This window comes from Kitasatospora sp. NPDC058184 (assembly GCF_042883725.1).
Taxonomy (GTDB): domain Bacteria; phylum Actinomycetota; class Actinomycetes; order Streptomycetales; family Streptomycetaceae; genus Kitasatospora.
Map to the genome: position 1 here is coordinate 96,232 of NZ_JBHVVE010000010.1, position 18,326 is coordinate 114,557.

General features: G+C 73.3%; 19 protein-coding genes. 13 read left to right on the forward strand and 6 right to left on the reverse strand.

Annotated elements, in window-relative coordinates; all coding sequences use genetic code 11:
- Positions 1 to 76 precede the first annotated feature (76 nt).
- The gene (locus tag ACFVXH_RS20565; RefSeq protein WP_117490014.1) at positions 77 to 1,162 is read left to right on the forward strand and encodes an alanine--glyoxylate aminotransferase family protein; all 1,086 of its coding nucleotides are present in this window, start codon (positions 77 to 79) and stop codon (positions 1,160 to 1,162) included.
- A 113-nt stretch (positions 1,163 to 1,275) separates the two neighbouring features.
- Here ACFVXH_RS20565 and ACFVXH_RS20570 read toward each other — a convergent pair whose 3' ends face one another.
- The gene (locus tag ACFVXH_RS20570; RefSeq protein WP_049657940.1) at positions 1,276 to 2,913 is read right to left on the reverse strand and encodes an APC family permease; all 1,638 of its coding nucleotides are present in this window, start codon (positions 2,911 to 2,913) and stop codon (positions 1,276 to 1,278) included.
- A gap of 132 nt (positions 2,914 to 3,045) precedes the next feature.
- The gene (locus tag ACFVXH_RS20575; protein WP_387825791.1) at positions 3,046 to 3,696 is read right to left on the reverse strand and encodes a hypothetical protein; all 651 of its coding nucleotides are present in this window, start codon (positions 3,694 to 3,696) and stop codon (positions 3,046 to 3,048) included.
- 192 nt (positions 3,697 to 3,888) lie between these two features.
- Between ACFVXH_RS20575 and ACFVXH_RS20580 the strand changes: the two genes are divergently transcribed.
- Positions 3,889 to 5,463 carry a phosphonate degradation HD-domain oxygenase gene (locus ACFVXH_RS20580; protein ID WP_380779246.1) on the forward strand — a complete coding sequence of 525 codons (1,575 nt, stop codon included), beginning with the start codon at positions 3,889 to 3,891 and terminating at the stop codon, positions 5,461 to 5,463.
- A 10-nt stretch (positions 5,464 to 5,473) separates the two neighbouring features.
- On the opposite strand, the gene ACFVXH_RS20585 is transcribed toward ACFVXH_RS20580, so the two are convergent.
- On the reverse strand, positions 5,474 to 6,316 hold the full coding sequence (locus ACFVXH_RS20585) for a GntR family transcriptional regulator (protein WP_380779248.1): 843 nt from the start codon (positions 6,314 to 6,316) through the stop codon (positions 5,474 to 5,476).
- 411 nt (positions 6,317 to 6,727) lie between these two features.
- Here ACFVXH_RS20585 and ACFVXH_RS20590 point away from each other — a divergent pair, with 411 nt between their 5' ends.
- The 11 genes from ACFVXH_RS20590 to ACFVXH_RS20640 all read left to right on the forward strand — a co-directional run bounded on the left by ACFVXH_RS20590 (position 6,728) and on the right by ACFVXH_RS20640 (position 15,668).
- The gene (locus ACFVXH_RS20590; protein WP_049657932.1) at positions 6,728 to 7,897 is read left to right on the forward strand and encodes an ABC transporter substrate-binding protein; all 1,170 of its coding nucleotides are present in this window, start codon (positions 6,728 to 6,730) and stop codon (positions 7,895 to 7,897) included.
- A 43-nt stretch (positions 7,898 to 7,940) separates the two neighbouring features.
- Positions 7,941 to 8,921 carry an ABC transporter permease subunit gene (locus ACFVXH_RS20595; RefSeq protein WP_074001649.1) on the forward strand — a complete coding sequence of 327 codons (981 nt, stop codon included), beginning with the start codon at positions 7,941 to 7,943 and terminating at the stop codon, positions 8,919 to 8,921.
- Complete coding sequence (locus ACFVXH_RS20600; RefSeq protein WP_049654281.1) at positions 8,909 to 9,754, forward strand: ABC transporter permease; 846 nt, start codon at positions 8,909 to 8,911, stop codon at positions 9,752 to 9,754. Before ACFVXH_RS20595 ends, ACFVXH_RS20600 begins: the two co-directional genes overlap by 13 nt.
- A 21-nt stretch (positions 9,755 to 9,775) precedes the next feature.
- Complete coding sequence (locus ACFVXH_RS20605; RefSeq protein ID WP_387825796.1) at positions 9,776 to 10,861, forward strand: ABC transporter ATP-binding protein; 1,086 nt, start codon at positions 9,776 to 9,778, stop codon at positions 10,859 to 10,861.
- A gap of 93 nt (positions 10,862 to 10,954) precedes the next feature.
- Positions 10,955 to 11,653 (forward strand): HAD family hydrolase, encoded by a 699-nt coding sequence (locus ACFVXH_RS20610; protein ID WP_387825799.1) that lies wholly within the window; start codon positions 10,955 to 10,957, stop codon positions 11,651 to 11,653.
- A 1-nt stretch (position 11,654) separates the two neighbouring features.
- Positions 11,655 to 11,978 carry a multidrug efflux SMR transporter gene (locus ACFVXH_RS20615; protein WP_049654278.1) on the forward strand — a complete coding sequence of 108 codons (324 nt, stop codon included), beginning with the start codon at positions 11,655 to 11,657 and terminating at the stop codon, positions 11,976 to 11,978.
- 123 nt (positions 11,979 to 12,101) lie between these two features.
- Positions 12,102 to 12,593 carry a hypothetical protein gene (locus ACFVXH_RS20620; RefSeq protein WP_074001651.1) on the forward strand — a complete coding sequence of 164 codons (492 nt, stop codon included), beginning with the start codon at positions 12,102 to 12,104 and terminating at the stop codon, positions 12,591 to 12,593.
- A 169-nt stretch (positions 12,594 to 12,762) separates the two neighbouring features.
- The gene (locus tag ACFVXH_RS20625) at positions 12,763 to 13,059 is read left to right on the forward strand and encodes a hypothetical protein (RefSeq protein ID WP_049654274.1); all 297 of its coding nucleotides are present in this window, start codon (positions 12,763 to 12,765) and stop codon (positions 13,057 to 13,059) included.
- Positions 13,056 to 14,375: a putative T7SS-secreted protein gene (locus ACFVXH_RS20630; RefSeq protein WP_387825803.1), complete on the forward strand. Its 1,320-nt coding sequence runs from the start codon at positions 13,056 to 13,058 to the stop codon at positions 14,373 to 14,375. The genes ACFVXH_RS20625 and ACFVXH_RS20630 overlap by 4 nt, the downstream gene beginning before the upstream one ends.
- Entirely contained in the window at positions 14,368 to 15,039 is a 672-nt protein-coding gene (locus ACFVXH_RS20635) for a hypothetical protein (RefSeq protein ID WP_387825806.1), read from the forward strand. The genes ACFVXH_RS20630 and ACFVXH_RS20635 overlap by 8 nt, the downstream gene beginning before the upstream one ends.
- Positions 15,036 to 15,668, forward strand: a complete 633-nt coding sequence (locus ACFVXH_RS20640; RefSeq protein WP_387825809.1) for a hypothetical protein — start codon at positions 15,036 to 15,038, stop codon at positions 15,666 to 15,668. The genes ACFVXH_RS20635 and ACFVXH_RS20640 overlap by 4 nt, the downstream gene beginning before the upstream one ends.
- A 62-nt stretch (positions 15,669 to 15,730) precedes the next feature.
- Here ACFVXH_RS20640 and ACFVXH_RS20645 read toward each other — a convergent pair whose 3' ends face one another.
- From ACFVXH_RS20645 to ACFVXH_RS20655, 3 genes are all read right to left on the reverse strand, one after another.
- Positions 15,731 to 16,435, reverse strand: coding sequence for a phosphonatase-like hydrolase (locus tag ACFVXH_RS20645; RefSeq protein WP_074002110.1), 705 nt, complete (start codon positions 16,433 to 16,435; stop codon positions 15,731 to 15,733).
- A gap of 11 nt (positions 16,436 to 16,446) precedes the next feature.
- Positions 16,447 to 17,568, reverse strand: coding sequence for a TIGR03364 family FAD-dependent oxidoreductase (locus ACFVXH_RS20650; RefSeq protein WP_049654265.1), 1,122 nt, complete (start codon positions 17,566 to 17,568; stop codon positions 16,447 to 16,449).
- A gap of 115 nt (positions 17,569 to 17,683) precedes the next feature.
- A complete protein-coding gene (locus ACFVXH_RS20655; RefSeq protein ID WP_049654261.1) occupies positions 17,684 to 18,199 on the reverse strand; it encodes a pyridoxamine 5'-phosphate oxidase family protein in 516 nt (171 codons plus the stop codon).
- Between the last annotated feature and the right edge of the window lie 127 nt (positions 18,200 to 18,326).

Consider the following 18,326-nt stretch of genomic DNA (forward strand, 5'->3'; position numbering starts at 1 on the left):
CCCCCGCACGACCCCCGCGCGGCCCCCGCGCGACTCCCGCGAAACCCCGCGAAACCCCGCGAAAGGCGATACCGACGTGAGCCCCTTCCTCGACCTGCCCCCGCTCAGCGCCGCCGAGTTCGCGGCGATCGAGGACCAGGTGGCCGCCCTGCTGCACACCGGGGCCGACGTGATCGTCACCCAGGGCGAGGCGCTGCTCCCCCTGGAGGCCGCGATCCGCGGCGCCGCGCACCCCGGCTCGACCGCCCTCAACGTCGTCACCGGCCCGTACGGGCAGACCTTCGGCAACTGGCTGCGCTCCTGCGGGGCGAAGGTCGTCGACCTGGCCGTGCCCTTCGACAGCGCGGTGAGCGCCGAGCAGGTCGCCGCGGCCCTGGAGGCGAACCCGGAGATCGACTTCGTCTCCCTGGTGCACGCCGAGGCCGCCACCGGCAACACCAACCCGGTCGCCGAGATCGGCGCCGTGGTCCGCGAGCACGGCGCGCTGCTGATGCTCGACGCGGTGGCCTCCGTCGCCGCCGAGCCCGTGCTCACCGACGAGTGGGGCGTCGACCTGTGCGTCATCGGCGGCCAGAAGGCGATGGGCGGCCCGGCCGGCGTCTCCGCCGTGTCCGTCTCCGAGCGCGCCTGGGCGCGGATCGCCGCCAACCCGGCCGCCCCGCGCCGCTCCTACCTCTCGCTGCTGGACTGGAAGGAGCGCTGGACCGACGCCGGCCGCGCCGTACTGCCGCACGCCCCGGCCCAGTTGGAGATGCTCGCGCTCGGCGCCTGCCTGGACCGGATCGCCGCCGACGGCCTGCCCGCCGTGATCGCCCGGCACCGCGCCGCCTCGGCCGCCACCCGGGCCGGCGTCCGCGCGCTCGGCACCCTGGCCCCGTACGTCGTCGAGGACGCCCACGCGGCCCCGGTCGCCACCACCCTGCGCACCCCGGACGGCGTCGACGCGACCGCCCTCGCCGCCCGCCTCGACCCGGCCCTGCCGGTCCAGCCGGGCGGCGGCGCGCTGGCCGGTTCGATGCTGCGGGTCAACCACTACGGGCGGGCCGCCTCGCTGGACACCGTCCGCGCCTGCCTCACCGGCCTCGCCGCCGCCACCTCGGCCGACCCGGCGCCCGCCCTGGCCGCCGCCGAGGCCGCCTGGAACGCGACCGTCGCGGCCTGACGCGCGCACGGCGACCGTCGCGACCCGACGCACGCACGGCGACCGTCACGGCCCGACCCGCGCACGGCGGCGGCCCCGGGAACAGCTCCCGGGGCCGCCGCCGTACCCGGCCGTCAGTGCCCGTTGACGTCCACCACCTCGACGCCGCGGATGTTCCGCTCGATCTCCTCCGCCGGCAGCGCGATCGCCAGCGCCCAGTAGTAGACGACCAGCGAGAACACCACCACGACGGCGATGTCCCACCACAGCGGCAGGTTCCCCTGCGCGCCCGCGCCGAAGGTGCCCTGCCAGGAGACCACGCCCATGCCGAGCAGGTAGACCGGCAGCCACTGCCCGGCCCGGAAGTCCATCCGGGGCGCGTTCGGCATCCCCTTCGAGCGCGCGTACCAGGAATACCCGCCGAGCAGCAGGTAGCCGATCACGATCGCCAGGCCGAGCCGCCACAGGGTGTCCCAGCCGGACCAGTAGATGACCAGGCTCGCCACCACGAAGGCCAGCGGCGAGACCACCGAGCCGCCGGGCAGGTGGTACGAGCGCTCCATCCCCGGCAGCCGCTTGCGCAGCACCCCGAAGGCCAGCGGGGCGCCCGCGTACATCAGCACCACCGCCGAGGTGATGAAGCCGACCAGCCGCTGCCAGCTCGGGAAGGGCAGGAAGCAGATCACCCCGGCCACCCAGGCGATCAGCAGGCCGAGCCAGGGCACCGCGCGCTTGTCGGTGGACTGCAGCGCCTGCGGGGCGTAGCCGTTGCGGCTCAGGCCGTAGGTGACCCGGGAGCTGGAGGTGATGTAGACCAGCCCGGTGCCGGCCGGTGAGACGACCGCGTCGATGAACAGCACGGTGGCCAGCCAGCCCAGGCCGATCAGGGTCGCCAGGCCGGCGAACGGTCCGCTGATCCCGGGGTAGTCGAGCGTGGTCCAGCCCTTGGCGAAGGTCTCCGGCGGCAGCGCGCCGATGAACACCACCTGGAGCATCACGTAGACGACCGTGCCGATCACCACCGAGCCGAGCACGGCGCGCGGGATGTCCCGGCGCGGGTTGCGGCTCTCGCCCGCCCACTGGATGGCCTGCTCGAAGCCGAGCAGCGCGAAGATCACCCCGCTGCTGCTGATCGCGGCGAGCACGCCCTTGGCCCCGTCCGGGGCGAAGCCGTGGACGGTGAAGTTGGAGCCGTGGAACTCGGTGAGGCCGAGCGTGATGATGGTCAGCACCGGGATGGCGACCTTCCACACGGTGGCCGCGCTGTTGGTGTGCGCGAGCAGCCGCACGCCGAGGAAGTTGACCGCGACGAAGACCCCGAGCAGCAGGGCCGCGACGACGAACCCCCAGCCGGTCAGCGTCAGGTCCTTGTTCAGCAGGCCGTCCGCCCAGCTCCAGTGCTGGGCGTAGTTGATCATCGCCTGCACCTCGATCGGCGCGATGGTCGCGGCCTGCAGCCAGGTGAACCAGCCGAAGGACATCCCGGCGAACCCGCCGAAGGCGTAGTGCGGGTAGCGCGCCGTGCCGCCCGCCACCGGGAACAGCCCGCCCAGTTCGGCGTGCACCAGCGCCAGCAGGATGATCGCCACCGCGCCGACGCCCCAGGACACCAGCGCCGCCGGCCCGGCCGCCACCGCCGCCTTCTGCGCCCCGAACAGCCAGCCGGAGCCGATGATCGCCCCGACCGAGGCCCAGAGCAGTCCGATGACGCCGACCTCGCGCCGCAGCGCGGTGTGCCCCGAGCCGGGCGGATTGGAGGAGGAATGGGCCATTGCTCGCACCTCTCATATATCGGGACAAATCCACCCCGACAGTGCCGCAGCCCCCACCCCTCCCCCACCGAAACGCGCGGCGCCCCGCACCCCCTCACCCGAACAGCCCGCCGGAGGCGGCGGCCGGGCGGCTCAGGACGGAACTTCGGCCGTCCTGCGGAACTCGCGGGTACGGGCGGCGACGGCGTCGACGGAGAGCGCCCGGCCCGGCACCCACTCCACGTAGACGCCCCACATGCTGCCGTCGGCCCAGGCGCAGACGGCGACGGGCTTGCCCAGGGTGTTCCCGAGGCCGCACTTCATGGCCCCGCCCCGCTCGCCGGGCTCGACGTCGCGCAGGCCGGTGAGGGTCACCTCCTCGGTGTCCTGGGCGGCGACGACGTCGTCGAGCTCCGAGGAGGGCAGGAAGATGTGCTTCTCGTAGACCATGACGACGGCCCCCCGACTGTCGGCGGGGTCCTGGTAGCCGGTGCTCGTGACACCGGAGTGCCCGCCCAGACTGGTGGACTGCTTGGCCCGGGAGACCTCCGGGCGCAGTCGCATCCCGTCGAAGGAATCCGGCGCGCGGTACCCGTACGCGCCGAGGGCGGCGAAGTTGTCCGCGAAGGCGACGCCGAAGACCGCCGCTCCGAGGACGGCGACACCGGTGACGCCCAGCCAGAACCTGCGGCGGGAACGCGGGAGCGGGCCGGCGGGGGCCTCGTCCACCACGGATTCGGCGTGGACGCCGTCCGGCACGGGCGCGGCGGGGACGGCGGGCGGGGCGGTATCGGCTTCATGCACGCGCAGATTGGAGCAGGTCCGGACCATCACGTGCAAGGACTTTCCGGGACGGCCCACCGGGCACAGTTCCCGTGGCGTTCACCCGCCGGGCACGTGGAAATCACCGAGGGCGGGCAGGCTCCCGGCAGGGCCGAAGTTGGCTATACAACTTTGGCCGACACGACAGCCGTAGTGCCGCCGAGGAGAAGACCGATGACCGAGCTGCCGCCGTACTGGCTGCGCGACAACTGCCCGTGCGCCGAGTGCCGGGACCCGCGCAACGGACAGAAGCTGTTCCAGATCCACGAGCTGCCGCCGGACCTGGCGGTCGCCGCGAGCACGGAGGCCGACGGGCACCTGGAGGTGCTCTGGTCGGACGGGCACCGGTCGCGGTACCCGCGGGAGTGGCTGGACGGGACGGACGAGGGCGACGGGCGCACCGAGCGGGGCAAGCGGCTCTGGACGGCGGCGGACTTCGCGCCCGGCCTCCCCGGGGCGTCGTGGGAGGCCTACCTGACCGACCCGGCCGAGCAGGCCGCGGTGCTGGCCGCCGTACGGGACAGCGGCTTCGCCGTGCTGCGCGGGGTGCCGACCGTCGAGCGGCAGGTGCTGCGGGTGGCGGAGAGCTTCGGGTACGTGCGGGTCACCAACTACGGGGAGCTGTTCGACGTCCGGGTCGAACCGTCCCCCAACAACCTCGCCTTCACCAGCGTCGCCATCGCCCCGCACACCGACAACCCGTACCGGGACCCGGTGCCGACCCTCCAGCTGCTGCACTGCCTGGAGAACTCGGCGACCGGCGGCGACTCCGGACTGGTGGACGGCTTCAAGGCCGCGGCGGTCCTCCGGGACGAGGCGCCGGAGGCCTTCGAGGTCCTCACCCGCACGCCCGTCCCGTTCGTCTTCCGCGACCGCCGCACCGAGCTCCGGGCCGACCGCCCGCTGATCGACCTGGACCCGAAGGGGCGGATCCGCGAGGTCCGGTTCAACAACCGCTCGACCGGCACCCTGCGCGGATCGGGCCTGGACGCCTTCTACGCCGCCTACCGCCGCTTCGCCGAGATCACCCTGCGCCCCGAGCTCCAGCTCACCTTCCGCCTCGGCCCCGGCGACTGCCTGGTCTTCGACAACACCCGCCTGCTGCACGCCCGGACGGCCTTCCAGCAGGACGGCCACCGGCACCTCCAGGGCTGCTACGCCGACCTCGACTCGCTCTCCTCCACCCTCGCCGTGCTGCGCCGCCGCGCCGCCGCCCTGGACACGATCGCCGCGCTGTTCGCCGGCGAGGGCGCCGCGGAGTACCTGGGCGAGGAGGTCACCATGGCCGAGCACATGCTCCAGGCCGCCGCTGCCGCCGAAGCGGCCGGGGCGCCCGACCACCTGGTCGCCGCCGCGCTGCTGCACGACGTCGGCCACTTCCACGGGGCCCTGCACGGAACGGATCTGATGCAGGGTCAGGACAACCGCCACAGCGACTCCGGGGCCGACTGGCTGGCGGGCTGGTTCGGCCCGGAGGTCACCGAGCCGGTCCGGCTGCACGTGGCCGCCAAGCGCTACCTGTGCGCGGTCGAGCCCGGCTACCGGGAGCGGCTCTCCGCGGCCTCCGAGTACACCCTGACCGTCCAGGGCGGCCCGATGGACGAGCAGCAGGCCGCCGCCTTCGCCGAACTCCCGGGCGCGCGGGACGCGGTGGCGGTGCGGCGCTGGGACGAGCAGGCGAAGGAGGCCGGCGCCCCGACGCCCGGCTTCGCGCACTACCGCCCGCTGCTCGCCGCGCTCATGCGGTAGCCGGCTGGGCTCAGTCCAGCTCCCGCGCGTGCCGCGAAAGTGCCGACGTGGCCAGGGAGTTGTGCACGCTGAACGCCACCGTCCCGGGCAGGTAGCGGTCCTGGGACCACTCCACCGGCGTGCCCGTCGGGTCGGTCGTGCGGCGCCGCTCGCGCAGCAGCGGACCGCCCCGGCGGCAGCCGAGCAGCCGGGCGTCCTCACCGTTGGCCGGGACGATGTCGATGGTGTGGTCGGCGTCGGTGAACAGGATGCCGTGCTCGCGCAGCACTTCGGTGTGCGAGACCACGTCCGGCGGCAGCTCGGCGACGATCTCGCCGACCCGCGGCGGGTAGACGGTGCGCTCGACCATCACCGGCGTGCCGGAGAGCGTCCGCAGCCGGACGATGACGTACACCTCGGCGCCCTGCTCCAGGCGCAGTTGCTCGCGTTCGGCGGCGTCGGCCGGGCGGCGCACCAGCGAGTCGAGGATGCCGCCGGGCTCCTCGCCCATCGAGTACGCCCAGTGCGTGAAGCTGAGCAGTTCGGAGAAGCTCTGCACCCGGGCGCCGCCGAGGACCACCCGGCGGGTGCCGCGGCGGGAGGTGACCAGTCCGTCGGAGCGCAGCACCGCGAGCGCCTGGCGGACGGTGCCGCGGGAGACGCCGTACTGCTCGGCCAGCGCGCCCTCGGCGGGCAGCCGGCCGGCCTCGCCGTACGCGCCGGTGGTGATCGCCTCGCGCAGGTCGGCGGCCACCTTCCGGTACAGCGCGCCGGGGCGCTCCGCCGGGGACTCCCCGGCCGCCGAGGGGGCTCCGGCCGCCGGGCTCCCGTCCGCGGCCGGGGGGCCCTCGGGGCGCTGGGGCTCAGTTGCCACGTCAGTCAATGTCCCTCCTGGGGCGGTGTCCTGCGCAGCCGTACCGGCGCGGACAGCCCGACCTTACTCCGCTGCGCCTTCGAAGCATCGCACCGAACGGATCACGCTCCGATGGCCGGATTCCACCGTTCCCGCACCCGACCCCGGCGCTGGGCCGTCCGTTCACCTTCCCGTCACCGGACTCCGGCGTACTTACTGCCGTCAGCGAAGTTGGCTAGTCAACTCGGACGACGTCGATCGATCGCTCACCCCGGTCGGCCCGCCGCCCTCCGCAAGGCCTCGCGAACCTTCGCAAGGCTTCACGAACCTTCGCAGGCCGTCCCAGGCCTTCGCGATCCTTCGCGAGACGCCAGCCCGCGGAACCCCCCGCGAGCGCCCTCGCAGTACGCCCCCTTAACAGGAGACTTCCCCGTGACCGTGCACCGCGCCCGCGCCGCCGCCTTCGCGGCCGTCCTGACCGCCGCCGCGCTCTCCCTCACCGCCTGCGGCTCCGCCGGTTCGAGCGCCAAGTCCGGCGACACCGCCCAGGGCGGCGCCAAGGACGCCAAGACGGCCACCTCCGCCGCCGACTTCGGCGGCATGGACGGCCTGATCGCCGCCGCCAAGAAGGAGGGCAAGCTGCACGTCATCACGCTGCCCCGGGACTGGGCGAACTACGGCAAGATCATCGACAGCTTCAAGGCCAAGTACGGCATCGAGGTCGAGGAGGAGAACCCGGACGGCTCCAGCCAGGACGAGATCAACGCGATCAACTCCCGCAAGGGCCAGGACCGCGCCCCCGACGTGGTCGACCTGGGCAGCGCCTTCGCCCTCCAGGCGGTCAAGGACGGCATCCTCGCCCCCTACAAGGTCGCCACCTTCGACAAGGTGCCGGACACCATGAAGGACGCGAACGGCGCCGCCGTCAACGACTACGGCGGCTACGTCTCCATCGGCTGCGACGCCAAGAAGATCGCCAACTGCCCGAAGACCTTCGCCGACCTGCTCAAGCCGGAGTACAAGGGCCAGGTCGCCCTCAACGGCAACCCGACCAAGTCCGGCTCCGCCTTCGGCGGCGTCTACGCGGCCGCGCTCGCCAACGGCGGTTCGCTGGACAACATCCAGCCCGGCATCGACTTCTTCGGCAAGCTGAAGCAGTCCGGCAACTTCAACCCGGTCGAGTCGACCCCGGCCACCGTCGAGAAGGGCGAGACCCCGATCTCGATCGACTGGTCCTACCTGAACGCCGGCTACACCGACGAGTTCAAGGACAAGGGCGTCGACTGGAAGGTCTCCATCCCGACCGACGGCTCCTACGCCCAGTTCTACAACCAGGCCGTCAACAAGTGGGCCCCGCACCCGGCGGCCGCCCGCCTGTGGCAGGAGTACCTGTTCAGCACCGAGGGCCAGAACCTCTTCCTCGGCGGCTACGCCACCCCGTCCACCTTCGAGGCCCTGAAGAAGGACGGCACCCTGGACGCCGCCGGCGCCGCCAAGCTGCCCACCGTCGAGAAGCCGTTCACCACCTTCCCGACCGTCGACCAGATCAACGCGGCCAAGAAGGTCGTCACCGAGAACTGGACCAAGGCGATCGCGGGCTGACACCCAGGCCACGTACCGCACTTCGGGCTGAGAAAAGGCACTCATGACCACGGCTCCCACCCCGGTGCCGACCACCCCCGCCGCCACCTCCCCCGGTGGCGGCGCGGGGGCGTCCGCCACCGCCACGACCACCTCCCCCACCACCACCGCGCCCGGCCCGCGGCGCCGGCCGCTCGCCCGCCTCGGCGGCGCGTCCTGGCTGGCGGCCGTGCCGCTGCTGCTGTTCTTCCTGATCGGCTTCGGCCTTCCCGCCGTCGCCATCGTGATCGGCGCGTTCACCACCTCCAGCGACGCGGAGTCCGGCGCCGGGCAGTTCACCTTCGACAACCTGACGGCCTCCGTCCAGGGCGGCTACCAGACGGCCATGCTGAGCAGCCTCAAGCTCTCCGCGCTGACCGCGCTGCTCGCCACCGTCCTCGGCCTGCCGCTCGCCCAGGCCGTCGTCACCTCCCGGCGCGGCTGGCTGCGCCAGGCGGTGCTCACCGCCTCCGGCGTGCTCGCCAACTTCGGCGGCCTGCCGCTCGCCTTCGCGTTCGTCGCCACCCTCGGCAACGCCGGCGAGATCACCAAGCTGCTGCACCTCACCGACCACGGCTGGTCGCTGTACTCGTTCACCGGCCTGACCGTCGTCTACCTGTACTTCCTCGTCCCGCTGATGGTGCTCACCATCACCCCGGCCCTGGACGGCCTGCGGACCCAGTGGCGCGAGGCGGCCCAGAACAACCGGGCCACCACCGTCCAGTACTGGCTCCACGTCGCCCTGCCGATCCTGCTGCCCTCCCTGCTCGGCGGCTTCGTGCTGCTCTTCGGCAGCGCCTTCGCCGCCTACGCGACGGCCGCCGCCATGGTCGGCGCGACCGTCCCGCTGGTCAGCCGCTCGATCGCGGACGCGCTCTCCGGCAACGTGCTGGTCGGCCAGGGCAACCTCGCCCTCGCCCTCAGCCTCAACATGATCTTCGTGGCCGTCCTGGTGATGGCCGTGTACCTCCCCCTCCAGCGCCGGAGCGCCCGATGGCTCAGCTGACCACCCCCGCCCGCCCCGGCCGACGCACCGTGCGCTGGTGGCGCGGAGCCGTGCTGCTGCTCGCCGGCGTCTACTTCGTCGTCCCGCTCGCGGCCTCCTTCTGGTTCTCGATCGACGACCCCCAGGGCATCTCCTTCGCGGCCTACACCGGGCTGCTCTCCGCCCCCGGCTTCCTGGACAGCCTCTGGCTGACCCTCGGCCTCGCCGTCGTGACCGTCGTGGTGCTGCTGCTCCTGCTCGTCCCGGCGCTGATCTCCGTGCGGCTCGGCTCGCCGAAGCTGCGCCCGGTGCTCGACGTGCTCTGCACCCTGCCGCTGGTCGTCCCGCCGGTCGCGCTGACCGCCGGCCTGATCGGCGTGCTCCGCTGGGGCCCGGACTACCTGATGGACACCCCGTTCTTCCAGACCTTCGTGTTCATCCAGGACCCGGACTTCCCGCTGGTGCTGGTCATCGCCTACGTGCTGATGGCCCTGCCGCTCGCCTACCGCGCCCTGGACGCCGGCCTGCGCTCGATGGACGTGCGCACCCTGGTCGAGGCCGCCCGCAACTGCGGCGCGAGCTGGCCGCGCGCGGTGTTCACCGTCGTCCTGCCCAACCTGCGCGGGGCGCTGCTGAACGCCTCCTTCCTCACCCTGGCCCTGGTGCTCGGCGAGTTCACCACCGCCTCGATCCTCGGCTTCCAGCCCTTCCCGGTCTGGATCTACTCGGTCGGCAACAGCCAGGCCCACATGTCGGTCGCGGTCTCCATCCTGAGCCTGCTGCTCACCTGGCTGCTGCTGCTCCTGCTGGCCACCGCCGGGCGCGAGCGCCGCGCCAAGACCGCCACCTCCTGAAACCCCCCGGAGTCACCAGTCATGACCACGGCCACCGCCATCGCCGCCGACGCCCCGCTCGCCTCCGGCAGCGCCACCGTCGAATTCCGTTCCCTGCGCCGCGCGTTCGGCGCCACCACCGCCCTCGACGGCCTGGACCTGACCGTCCGCCCGGGCGAGCTGCTCGCCCTGCTCGGCCCGTCCGGCTGCGGCAAGACCACCGCGCTGCGGATCCTGGCCGGCTTCGAGCAGCACGACTCCGGCGAGGTGCTGGTCGACGGCCAGGACATCACCGCGATCCCCGCGCACAAGCGCGACGCGGGCATGGTGTTCCAGTCCTACAGCCTCTTCCCGCACCTGACCGCGCTGGACAACGTCGCCTTCGGGCTGCGGATGCGCGGCACCGGCAAGGCCGAGCGCCGCAAGCGGGCCCTGGAGCTGCTGGAGCTGGTCGGCCTGCCGCACCGCGCCGACCACTACCCGCACCAGATGTCCGGCGGCCAGCAGCAGCGCATCGCGCTCGCCCGCGCGCTCGCCCTCCAGCCGCGCGTCCTGCTGCTGGACGAGCCGCTGTCCGCGCTCGACGCCAAGGTCCGCCTCCAGCTGCGCGAGGAGATCCGCCGCCTCCAGCAGGAGCTGGGCATCACCACCCTGTTCGTCACCCACGACCAGGAGGAGGCGCTGTCGATGGCCGACCGGGTCGCGGTGCTGCGGGCCGGACGGCTGGAGCAGTGCGCCGCCCCGTCCGAGCTGTACGGCCGGCCGGCCACCGCCTTCGTCGCCGAGTTCGTCGGCACCATGAGCCGCATCCCGTGCACCCGCACCTCGGACGGCGTCGAGGTGCTCGGCCGCCGGCACGCGGTGGACGGCGAGGTCCCGGCCGACGGCGAGCTCCAGGTGCTGGTCCGCCCGGAGAACGTCACCCTGACCCCGGCCGAGGACGGCCCCGCGCTGGTGGTCACCGCCTCCTTCCTGGGCGCCGTCACCCGGCTCACCGTCCGCCTGGACGACGGCACCGAGGTCAAGGCCGACCTGCCCACCGAGGCCGCCACCGCACTGCCGGCCGGCGCCCGGGCCGCGCTCACCCTGCCGGAGCGCCCGGTGCTGGTGGACCGCCGCGCCGCCTGAGAGCCTCGTACCTCCCCGCTCCGCCCGACGACGTACCGGCGGAGCACCGAAGAAGCGCCGACGAAGCGCCGGAGAACCACCGAAGGTACCGCCATGCCTGACACCGCCATGCCCGCGTCCAACGCGCTGCCCGCCGCCGTCCTGTTCGACATGGACGGCACCCTGGTCGACACCGAGCAGCTGTGGTGGCAGACCGCCGCCGAGATCGCCGAGGAACTGCGCCACCCGCTCACCGACCAGGACGCCCCCGAGGTGCTCGGCCAGGCCGTCGAGCACACCGCCGCCCACCTGCACGCGGTCAGCGGCACCGCCCTGAGCGAGGCCGAACTCGCCGCCCGGCTCGGCGAGTCCTTCGCCGCCAAGGTCGCCGCCGAGACGGTGCCGCGCCCCGGCGCGCTCGCCCTGCTGGCCGCGCTGCGCGACGCGGGGGTGCCGACCGCGCTGGTCTCCGCCTCCCCGCGCCGGGTGGTGGACCTGGTGCTGTCCGCCATCGGCCGGGACTGGTTCGCCGTCACCCTGGCCGCCGAGGACACCCCGCGCACCAAGCCCGCGCCCGACCCGTACCTCGCCGCCGCCGAACGGCTCGGCCTGGACCCGACCGACTGCCTCGCCGTCGAGGACACCCCGACCGGGGTCGCCTCCGCCACCGCGGCCGGCTGCGCCGTGCTCGCCGTGCCGTCCACCCCGGTGCCGATGCCGCGGGGCGAGCGGATCACCCTGCTCGCCAGCCTGGAGCAGGCCGACCTCGCCCTGCTCGGGAAGCTCGCCGGCGCCGGCGCGGTTCGACCCTGACATGCCCTATCTCCTGCTCGCCCTGGCCATCATCAGCGAGGTCTGCGCCACCAGCTGCCTCAAGCTCACCGAGGGGTTCACCCGGCTCTGGCCGAGCCTCGGCGTCGGTGTCGGCTACGTGCTCTCCTTCCTGCTGCTCGGCCGCGCGCTCAAGCACATACCGGTCTCGGTCGCCTACGCGGTCTGGTCCGGGGCCGGCACCGCGGCGGTCGCCGGGATCGGGGTGGTCGCCTTCGGCGAGTCGCTCGGGCGGCTCCAGTGGCTGGGGATCGCGCTGGTGATCGTCGGGGTGGTCGTGCTCAACCTCAGGGGCGGGCACTCCTGACGCCGTTTCCGACACCTTTTCTGACGCTCCGTCAACTCTGAATTCGCTGGTCAACTCCCCTTCCGGGGCGGGACGTCGGACGTGCCGACGACCCGCCCCGGACGCTTCGCTACGGTGTCCCCCATGACGGACCCCCGCCCACACCACTACCGCTTCGTCCACCGCGAGCTGGCCCGCCAGGTGCTGGAGTTCGGCCCGCGCGTGGCCACCCCGACCCCGGACGGCGGCAGCCTGCTGCCCGTCGTCACCCAGATCTGGGACGACCTCGGCAGCACCCTGCCGCCCGAGGACCGCCTGCCCGACCACGGCCTCGACTGCCGCCACCTGTCGGTCGACGGCCACCACATGCTGCTGGTCACCCTGCCCGCCCCGGTCGGCGCCACCGAGGCCCACTTCGTCGCCGCCGTCCAGCCGGGCGGCGCCAGGACCGTCCGCTACGTGACCCTGGAGCACGCGTTCAGCCCCTTCGACGGCAGCCCCGGCACCGTCCTCGGCGAGTGGACCGCCGAGAGCCACCTCAACCACGGCCCGGGGCCCTCCCCCGTCGCCGAGCTGTTCGTCACGGCCGTGGTGCGGCTCGTCACCCCGAAGAAGCGCGGCTTCTGGCGCCGCTGAGACCGACCGTACGTATACACCTCGAAGCTGGGCCGCCGACGTCAAGAAGGCGTCGACGGCCCGTAAAGGTCCCGTAACGACCGCCTCCGGTGACGACCGTGACGATCTCTCCCCGGTCGGCTGGAGCTATGCTCGCCCGGTCCGACAATCGACGCATCGGGGGGCGAAAGTGTCCGACTTCAAAGTCAGTACCGAATTCCTCGCAAAACTGGCCCAAGACCTCAAAGGCTGTGCCGACGAACTCGACCAGGGCCTCAAGGCCTTCGAGGCGGCCGGCCACACCGGCACCGGCTTCGACTTCCTGGACGAGGCCTGCGGGCACTTCAAGGACAAGTGGCAGTTCGGCCTGAAGAAGGTCCGCGAGTGCGTCAAGGCCCTGGACGAGGGCCTTGAGCAGGTGCAGAAGAACTACGACGGCACCGAGCAGAGCATCGTCAAGGTCCTCGCCCCGGCGGGGCAGTCGTGAGCGCCCCCACGCCGGCGCCCGACTGGTCCGGCCTCGGCTTCAACCCCACGCCCGGCGACTCCGCCGCCGTCACCGCGCTCAGCACCAGCCTGCGCCGGGTCGGCCAGCACCTGAGCGGCGTGCACACCACGCTCTCCCAGATCTCCAACAACGAGGGCCAGTGGACGGGTGAGGCCGCCAAGAAGTTCTCCGAGCAGTTCGGCAAGCTCCCCGGCTACCTCCAGGACGCCGCCGACTCGATCACCTCGGCCTACACGGCGCTCGACGTCTGGTACAAGGCGCTGACCGAACACCAGCCCAAGGCAGCCGAGTTGGCCGCCTCCGCGGTCACCGCCAAGAAGAAGAAGGAGGAGGCGGACAAGGCCCACAGCGCCGCGGCCGCCGCCCCCGACCTCCAACTGGCCGGCCGCTCCTACCCCGACGACGCCAGCCTCGCCGCCGCGGAGCAGCGCTACAACACGGCGAAGAACCACCTGGACTCCGCCGCCAGCCTGCTCACCAGCGCCTCCAACGAGCTGGCCGGCCTCCAGAAGCAGGCCCACGAGCTCGCCGGGACCCACAAGTCGGACGCCCAGAAGACGGCCGAGGCCGTCCGCAAGGCCGCCGACAGCAAGGCCCCGCCGGAGCCGGGCATGCTCAGCAAGATCGGCGACTGGTTCAGCAAGCACGGCGGGGACCTGCTGACGGTGGCCTCCGGCATCTGCGGCGTCGCGGCCATCTTCTGCCCCGCGTTCGCCCTGCCCGCCATCCTGCTGAGCGTCGGCGCGGCGGGCCTGCACGCCAAGCAGTACGGCATCAAGGGCCTGATGCCGACCAGCTGGGACAACCTCGGCAACGACCTCACCCTGGCCGGCGACCTCCTCGGGGCCCTGCCCGGAGGCGCCCTCCTCAAGGGCGGGGTCACCGCGTTCCGGGGCGCCCGCGCCGCCGAGGGCGGGGCCAAGGCCGTGAGCGCCGGCGCCAAGGAGATCCGCGTCGCCGCCCGGGCGATGGACCCGGCCAGCCCGATCTTCACCACCGCGATCGAGAAGCCCGCCATGAAGCTCGGGCTCTCCAAGGCCGCCGCGATGAACGTCTCCGACGGCGTGCAGGCGGCCAGCGGGGTCGCGCTGACGGCCCCCACCGCGGCCGGCCTCTTCACCGACAGCCCGAGCCCGGGGCTGGGCGCCGCGATCAACTACACCACCGGCGGCGGCACCGCGCTCAACGGCGCCGGCGGCGCCATCGGCGGCAGCGGCAAGGGCCGGATCCTGCCCGCCCTGCTCGGCGGCGGCAGCGCGATCGTCACCGGTGTCTGGGGAGTGGGACATGACTGATACGACCATGCCGTCCGTCTGGCTCTCCCTGCCCGAGGGGTTCACGGACATCGACCTGGCCGAGGACCCGGGCGACCGGATGAGCCGGATCGTGGACGGGCTCGACGGGCTCACCGACGCCGCTCCGGAGCAGAAGCTCGGCATCGCCGTCTCCGCCGAGCTCGCCCTCCAGGCGCAGCTGCGCGAGGGTGCGGTGCACGTCTCCAACTGCCTGGTGCAGACCGAGGAGGGCGAGATCGTCCAGGGCGTGTTCAGCCTGTACCTGCGCGAGCAGGAGCAGGGCACCCCGGGCGGCTACCCCCAGCGCGTCGCCCGGGAGCTCGCGACCGCCTGGCCGGACGCCGACATCGAGGTCCTCGACTTCCCGCTCGGCCGGGCCGCCGTGACCGTCCGCGACCTGGCCGTGCCCGTCTCCGGGACGGCCTACGGCCTGCCGGGGTCGGGCGTCACCACCGTCCGCCAGCTGGAGGCCCTGTTCGCGCACCCGTGGAGCCCCCACGTGCTCGCCGTCGTCTTCTCCACCCAGCACCTGGACTACTGGGACGGCTGGTCGGTCCTGGTGGGCGCCGCCATCAGCGGGATCTCCTTCTACCCCCCGCTGAACGAGACGTCGAACGCCCTGCCGCCCGAGCGGCAGGACAACATCCGGAAGGCCTTCGGGTGACGATCACCCAGCCCGACCAGGGCACCACCCGGAGCGGGCCCCGCCGACTCGGCGGGGCCCTGGCCCTCATCGCCGTCACCACGGCGGTGCTCGTCGGCGTCATCGCGCTGGACGTCTACGTCAACTCGTTCCTCGCCGCGGTGGTGGGGCTCGCCTACCCGCTGATCGTGCTGTACGCGTTCGCCGTGCGCCGCGACGCCGACAGCAACCCCCGGTTCCAGAAGAACATGGTCGCCTGGGGCCTGGGCATCTCCGTCGTCGGCTTCGTCGCCTACCTGGCCGGTACCGAGGCCTGGGCGAACCTGATCCTGGGTTCGGGGCGGACCGTGCAGGCCGTGGTCGTCGACGAGAAGGTCACCGACGCCCTCCACGGCACCGGGCGGGCGTACAGCCTGGCCTCCACGGAGCTGAACGACGACGTGCCGGGCGGCCCGCTCACGGAGAGCTCCCCCCGGTTCAAGCGCGGCCAGGTGATCACCGTCCGGATGGACCCGGCCGGGCGGGTCGCCCCCAAGCTCCCCGGCGAGGCCGACTCCTCCGCCTACCTGCTGGCGTTCCTCGGCTGCAACGTCCTGATCGACGGCACCCTGCTCTGGTCGGTGCGCCGGCCGAAGGAGTCGTCCGCCTGAGCCGGCCGGTCGCCTGAGCCCACCGTTCCGCCCCGGGCCGCCGCCCGGGGCGGAACGCCGCATCAGCCCAGCAGCGCGGGCAGTTCGGCGATCGAGCCGAGGACGTGGGTGGCGCCGTCGGCCCGCAGCCGGGCCTCGTCGTGGGCGCCGGTGAGGACGCCCGCGACGACCGGGGCGCCGGCCCGGGTGCCGGTCAGCATGTCGTAGCCGGTGTCGCCGGCGACGGCGATCTGGCGGACCGAGTCGGTGCCGGTGCGCAGCAGGGCGGTGAGCGCGAGGTCGGGGTACGGGCGGCCGCGGCCGGCCTCGGCGGGGCAGAGGGTCAGGTCGGCGACGGACCGCCAGCCGAGGGCGTCCAGGATGCGGTCCTGGGTGGCCCGGGAGAAGCCGGTGGTGAGGACCACCTTGCGGCCCTGGCCGCGCAGTTCGGCGATGGCCTCGGCGGCGCCGGGCAGGGCGGCGCAGTGCCCGGCGTCGACCAGGTCGTGGTAGGCGGCCTCGAAGGCGGTGTTGGCCCGCTGGGCCTTCTCCTCCGCGCCGAACAGGTGCCGGAAGACGGAGATCTTGGACTCGCCCATGGTGGCCCGGACGTGGGCCAGCATCGGGTCGAACTCCGGGCTGCCGGCTTCGACGCCGAGCGCCGCGGCGGCCGCGGTGAAGGCCTGCTCGACGAGGCCGTCGTCGGCCACGGTGGTGCCGGCCATGTCGAGCACGACCAGGCGGATGTCTGCGGTCACAGCGGTATCGGTCACAGCGGTGTTGCTCACAGCGGCGCTCCTTACAGGTTGGCGAGGTCGGCGGTGGTCTCGGCGATGGCGGGCGAGCAGGTCATGCCGCGGCCGCCGGGGCCGGTGACCAGCCAGACGCCGTCGCGCACGCGCTCGCGGTGGACGACCCGGGTGGTGTCGACGCACTGCGCGTACACCCCGGCCCAGCGGCGGCGGATCCGCGGCATCGGGCGGCCGAGCAGGTCCTCGACGACGCCGACCAGGTGGTCGTACGGGTCCTCGACGACGTCGAAGCCGAACGGCTGGTCGTACTCGTGGGTGTCGCCGATGGTCAGGCCGCCGTCGCGGCGCTGGACCATCAGCAGCTGCATCCGGTGCTCGGCGGCGACGGGCGGCTGCGGCTGGGTCTCGCGCAGCCGGTCCAGGGCGGTGCCGGCGAAGGCGGGGTAGTAGCGGAAGCTGTCGCCGTCGGCGACGGAGGTGGTGAGGGTCTCGCCGAGCGGGTCGGTCTGCATCATCTGGAGCCGCACCCGGCGGACCGGCAGGGCGGGGGCGAGTTCGCGGACCAGGCCGCCGAGCCAGGCGCCGGTGCAGAGGACCACCAGGTCGCCGGTGTGGACGTCGCCGTGGTCGTCGCGGACGGCGTTCTCGCCGACCACCTCGCGCACCTCGCGCCCGGGCAGGAAGGTGTACCGGCCGGTGGCCTCCAGGGCGGCGCGCAGCGCGGGCTGGGCGGTGCGGGGTTCGACGGCGGCGTCGCGCCCGCACCACAGGGCGCCGAGCAGCTTGCCGCGCAGGGCCGGGTTGGCGGCGCGGGTCTCGTCCGGGTCGAGCAGCCGGTAGCCGCGGGCGGCGGCGTCCGGCAGGGCCAGGGCCTGTTCGGCGACGGCGAGTTCGGCCTCGGTGCGAATCGCGGTGAGCGATCCGTTGGCCCGGAAGCCGAGGTCCGGGACGCGGGCGCCGATGGACTCCCACAGTTCGCGGGCGCGCAGCGCGGTGTCCAGTTCCTCGCCCTGCGCGCGGCCGCTGACCCAGACCAGGCCGAAGTTGCGCACCGAGGCGCCGCGCGCCTCGGTCTCGCGCTCCAGGTGGACGACCTCGTGGCCGCGTTCGACGGCCTGCCAGGCGTGCATGCTGCCCAGGACGCCTGCTCCTACGACGATGACTCTCATGCGTCCAGGCTGGTGCGCCCGGGTGTCCGAGGGGCGTCGGGACGCCGTCCCGCAGATGAACCACCTGGGAAGTTGTACAGACAACCCGTCGGCCACCCCGAGGCCGCCGCGGTGGCTACGACCGCACCACCCGGGCCCGCAGGTAGTTGCGCCGCCCGAAGTTCGGCTCGTCCACCGCCGTCAGCTCCTCCACCTGGAACCGGTACAGCGCCGCCGCCCCGCCCCCGGTCAGGAACTGCCGCCGGACCTCCTCGTCCCGCGCGAAGACCGGGTAACGCCCCTGGTAGGCGGCCAGCGCCGCCTCGGCCTGCCGCCCCCAGGCCTCGCTCGCGCTGCCGGTCAGCTGGAGGCCGCGCAGCTGCTCGCCGAAGACCGGCGGCGGCAGGAAGACGGTGGCGGCGGCCCGGGCCTCCTCGGCCAGGTGGTGGCTGTGCCGGGTGGAGCGCTCGCTGACGAAGTAGAGGACGAGGTCGTCGTCGTACGCGAAGAAGGCCAGGTTGGCGTGCGGGCCGTGCTCGTGGCCCGCGGTGGCGAGGGTGAGCACCATGGCCTCGGCCAACAGCCCCTCGACGCCCTTGTGCAGCAGGTCGCCCGGCCAGTCCCCCTGCGTGATGTCGAGTCGGTACGGCATTCGGCACTCCCTCCGCTGGCACGCCCGGCGCCCGCGCGCCCGAGCACGACTGAGCCGGGCGGGCGCCCCCCGAAGGAGGCTCCACGCCCGGCTCACATGCTCCACCCGCCGTCCGAGACCGGACAAG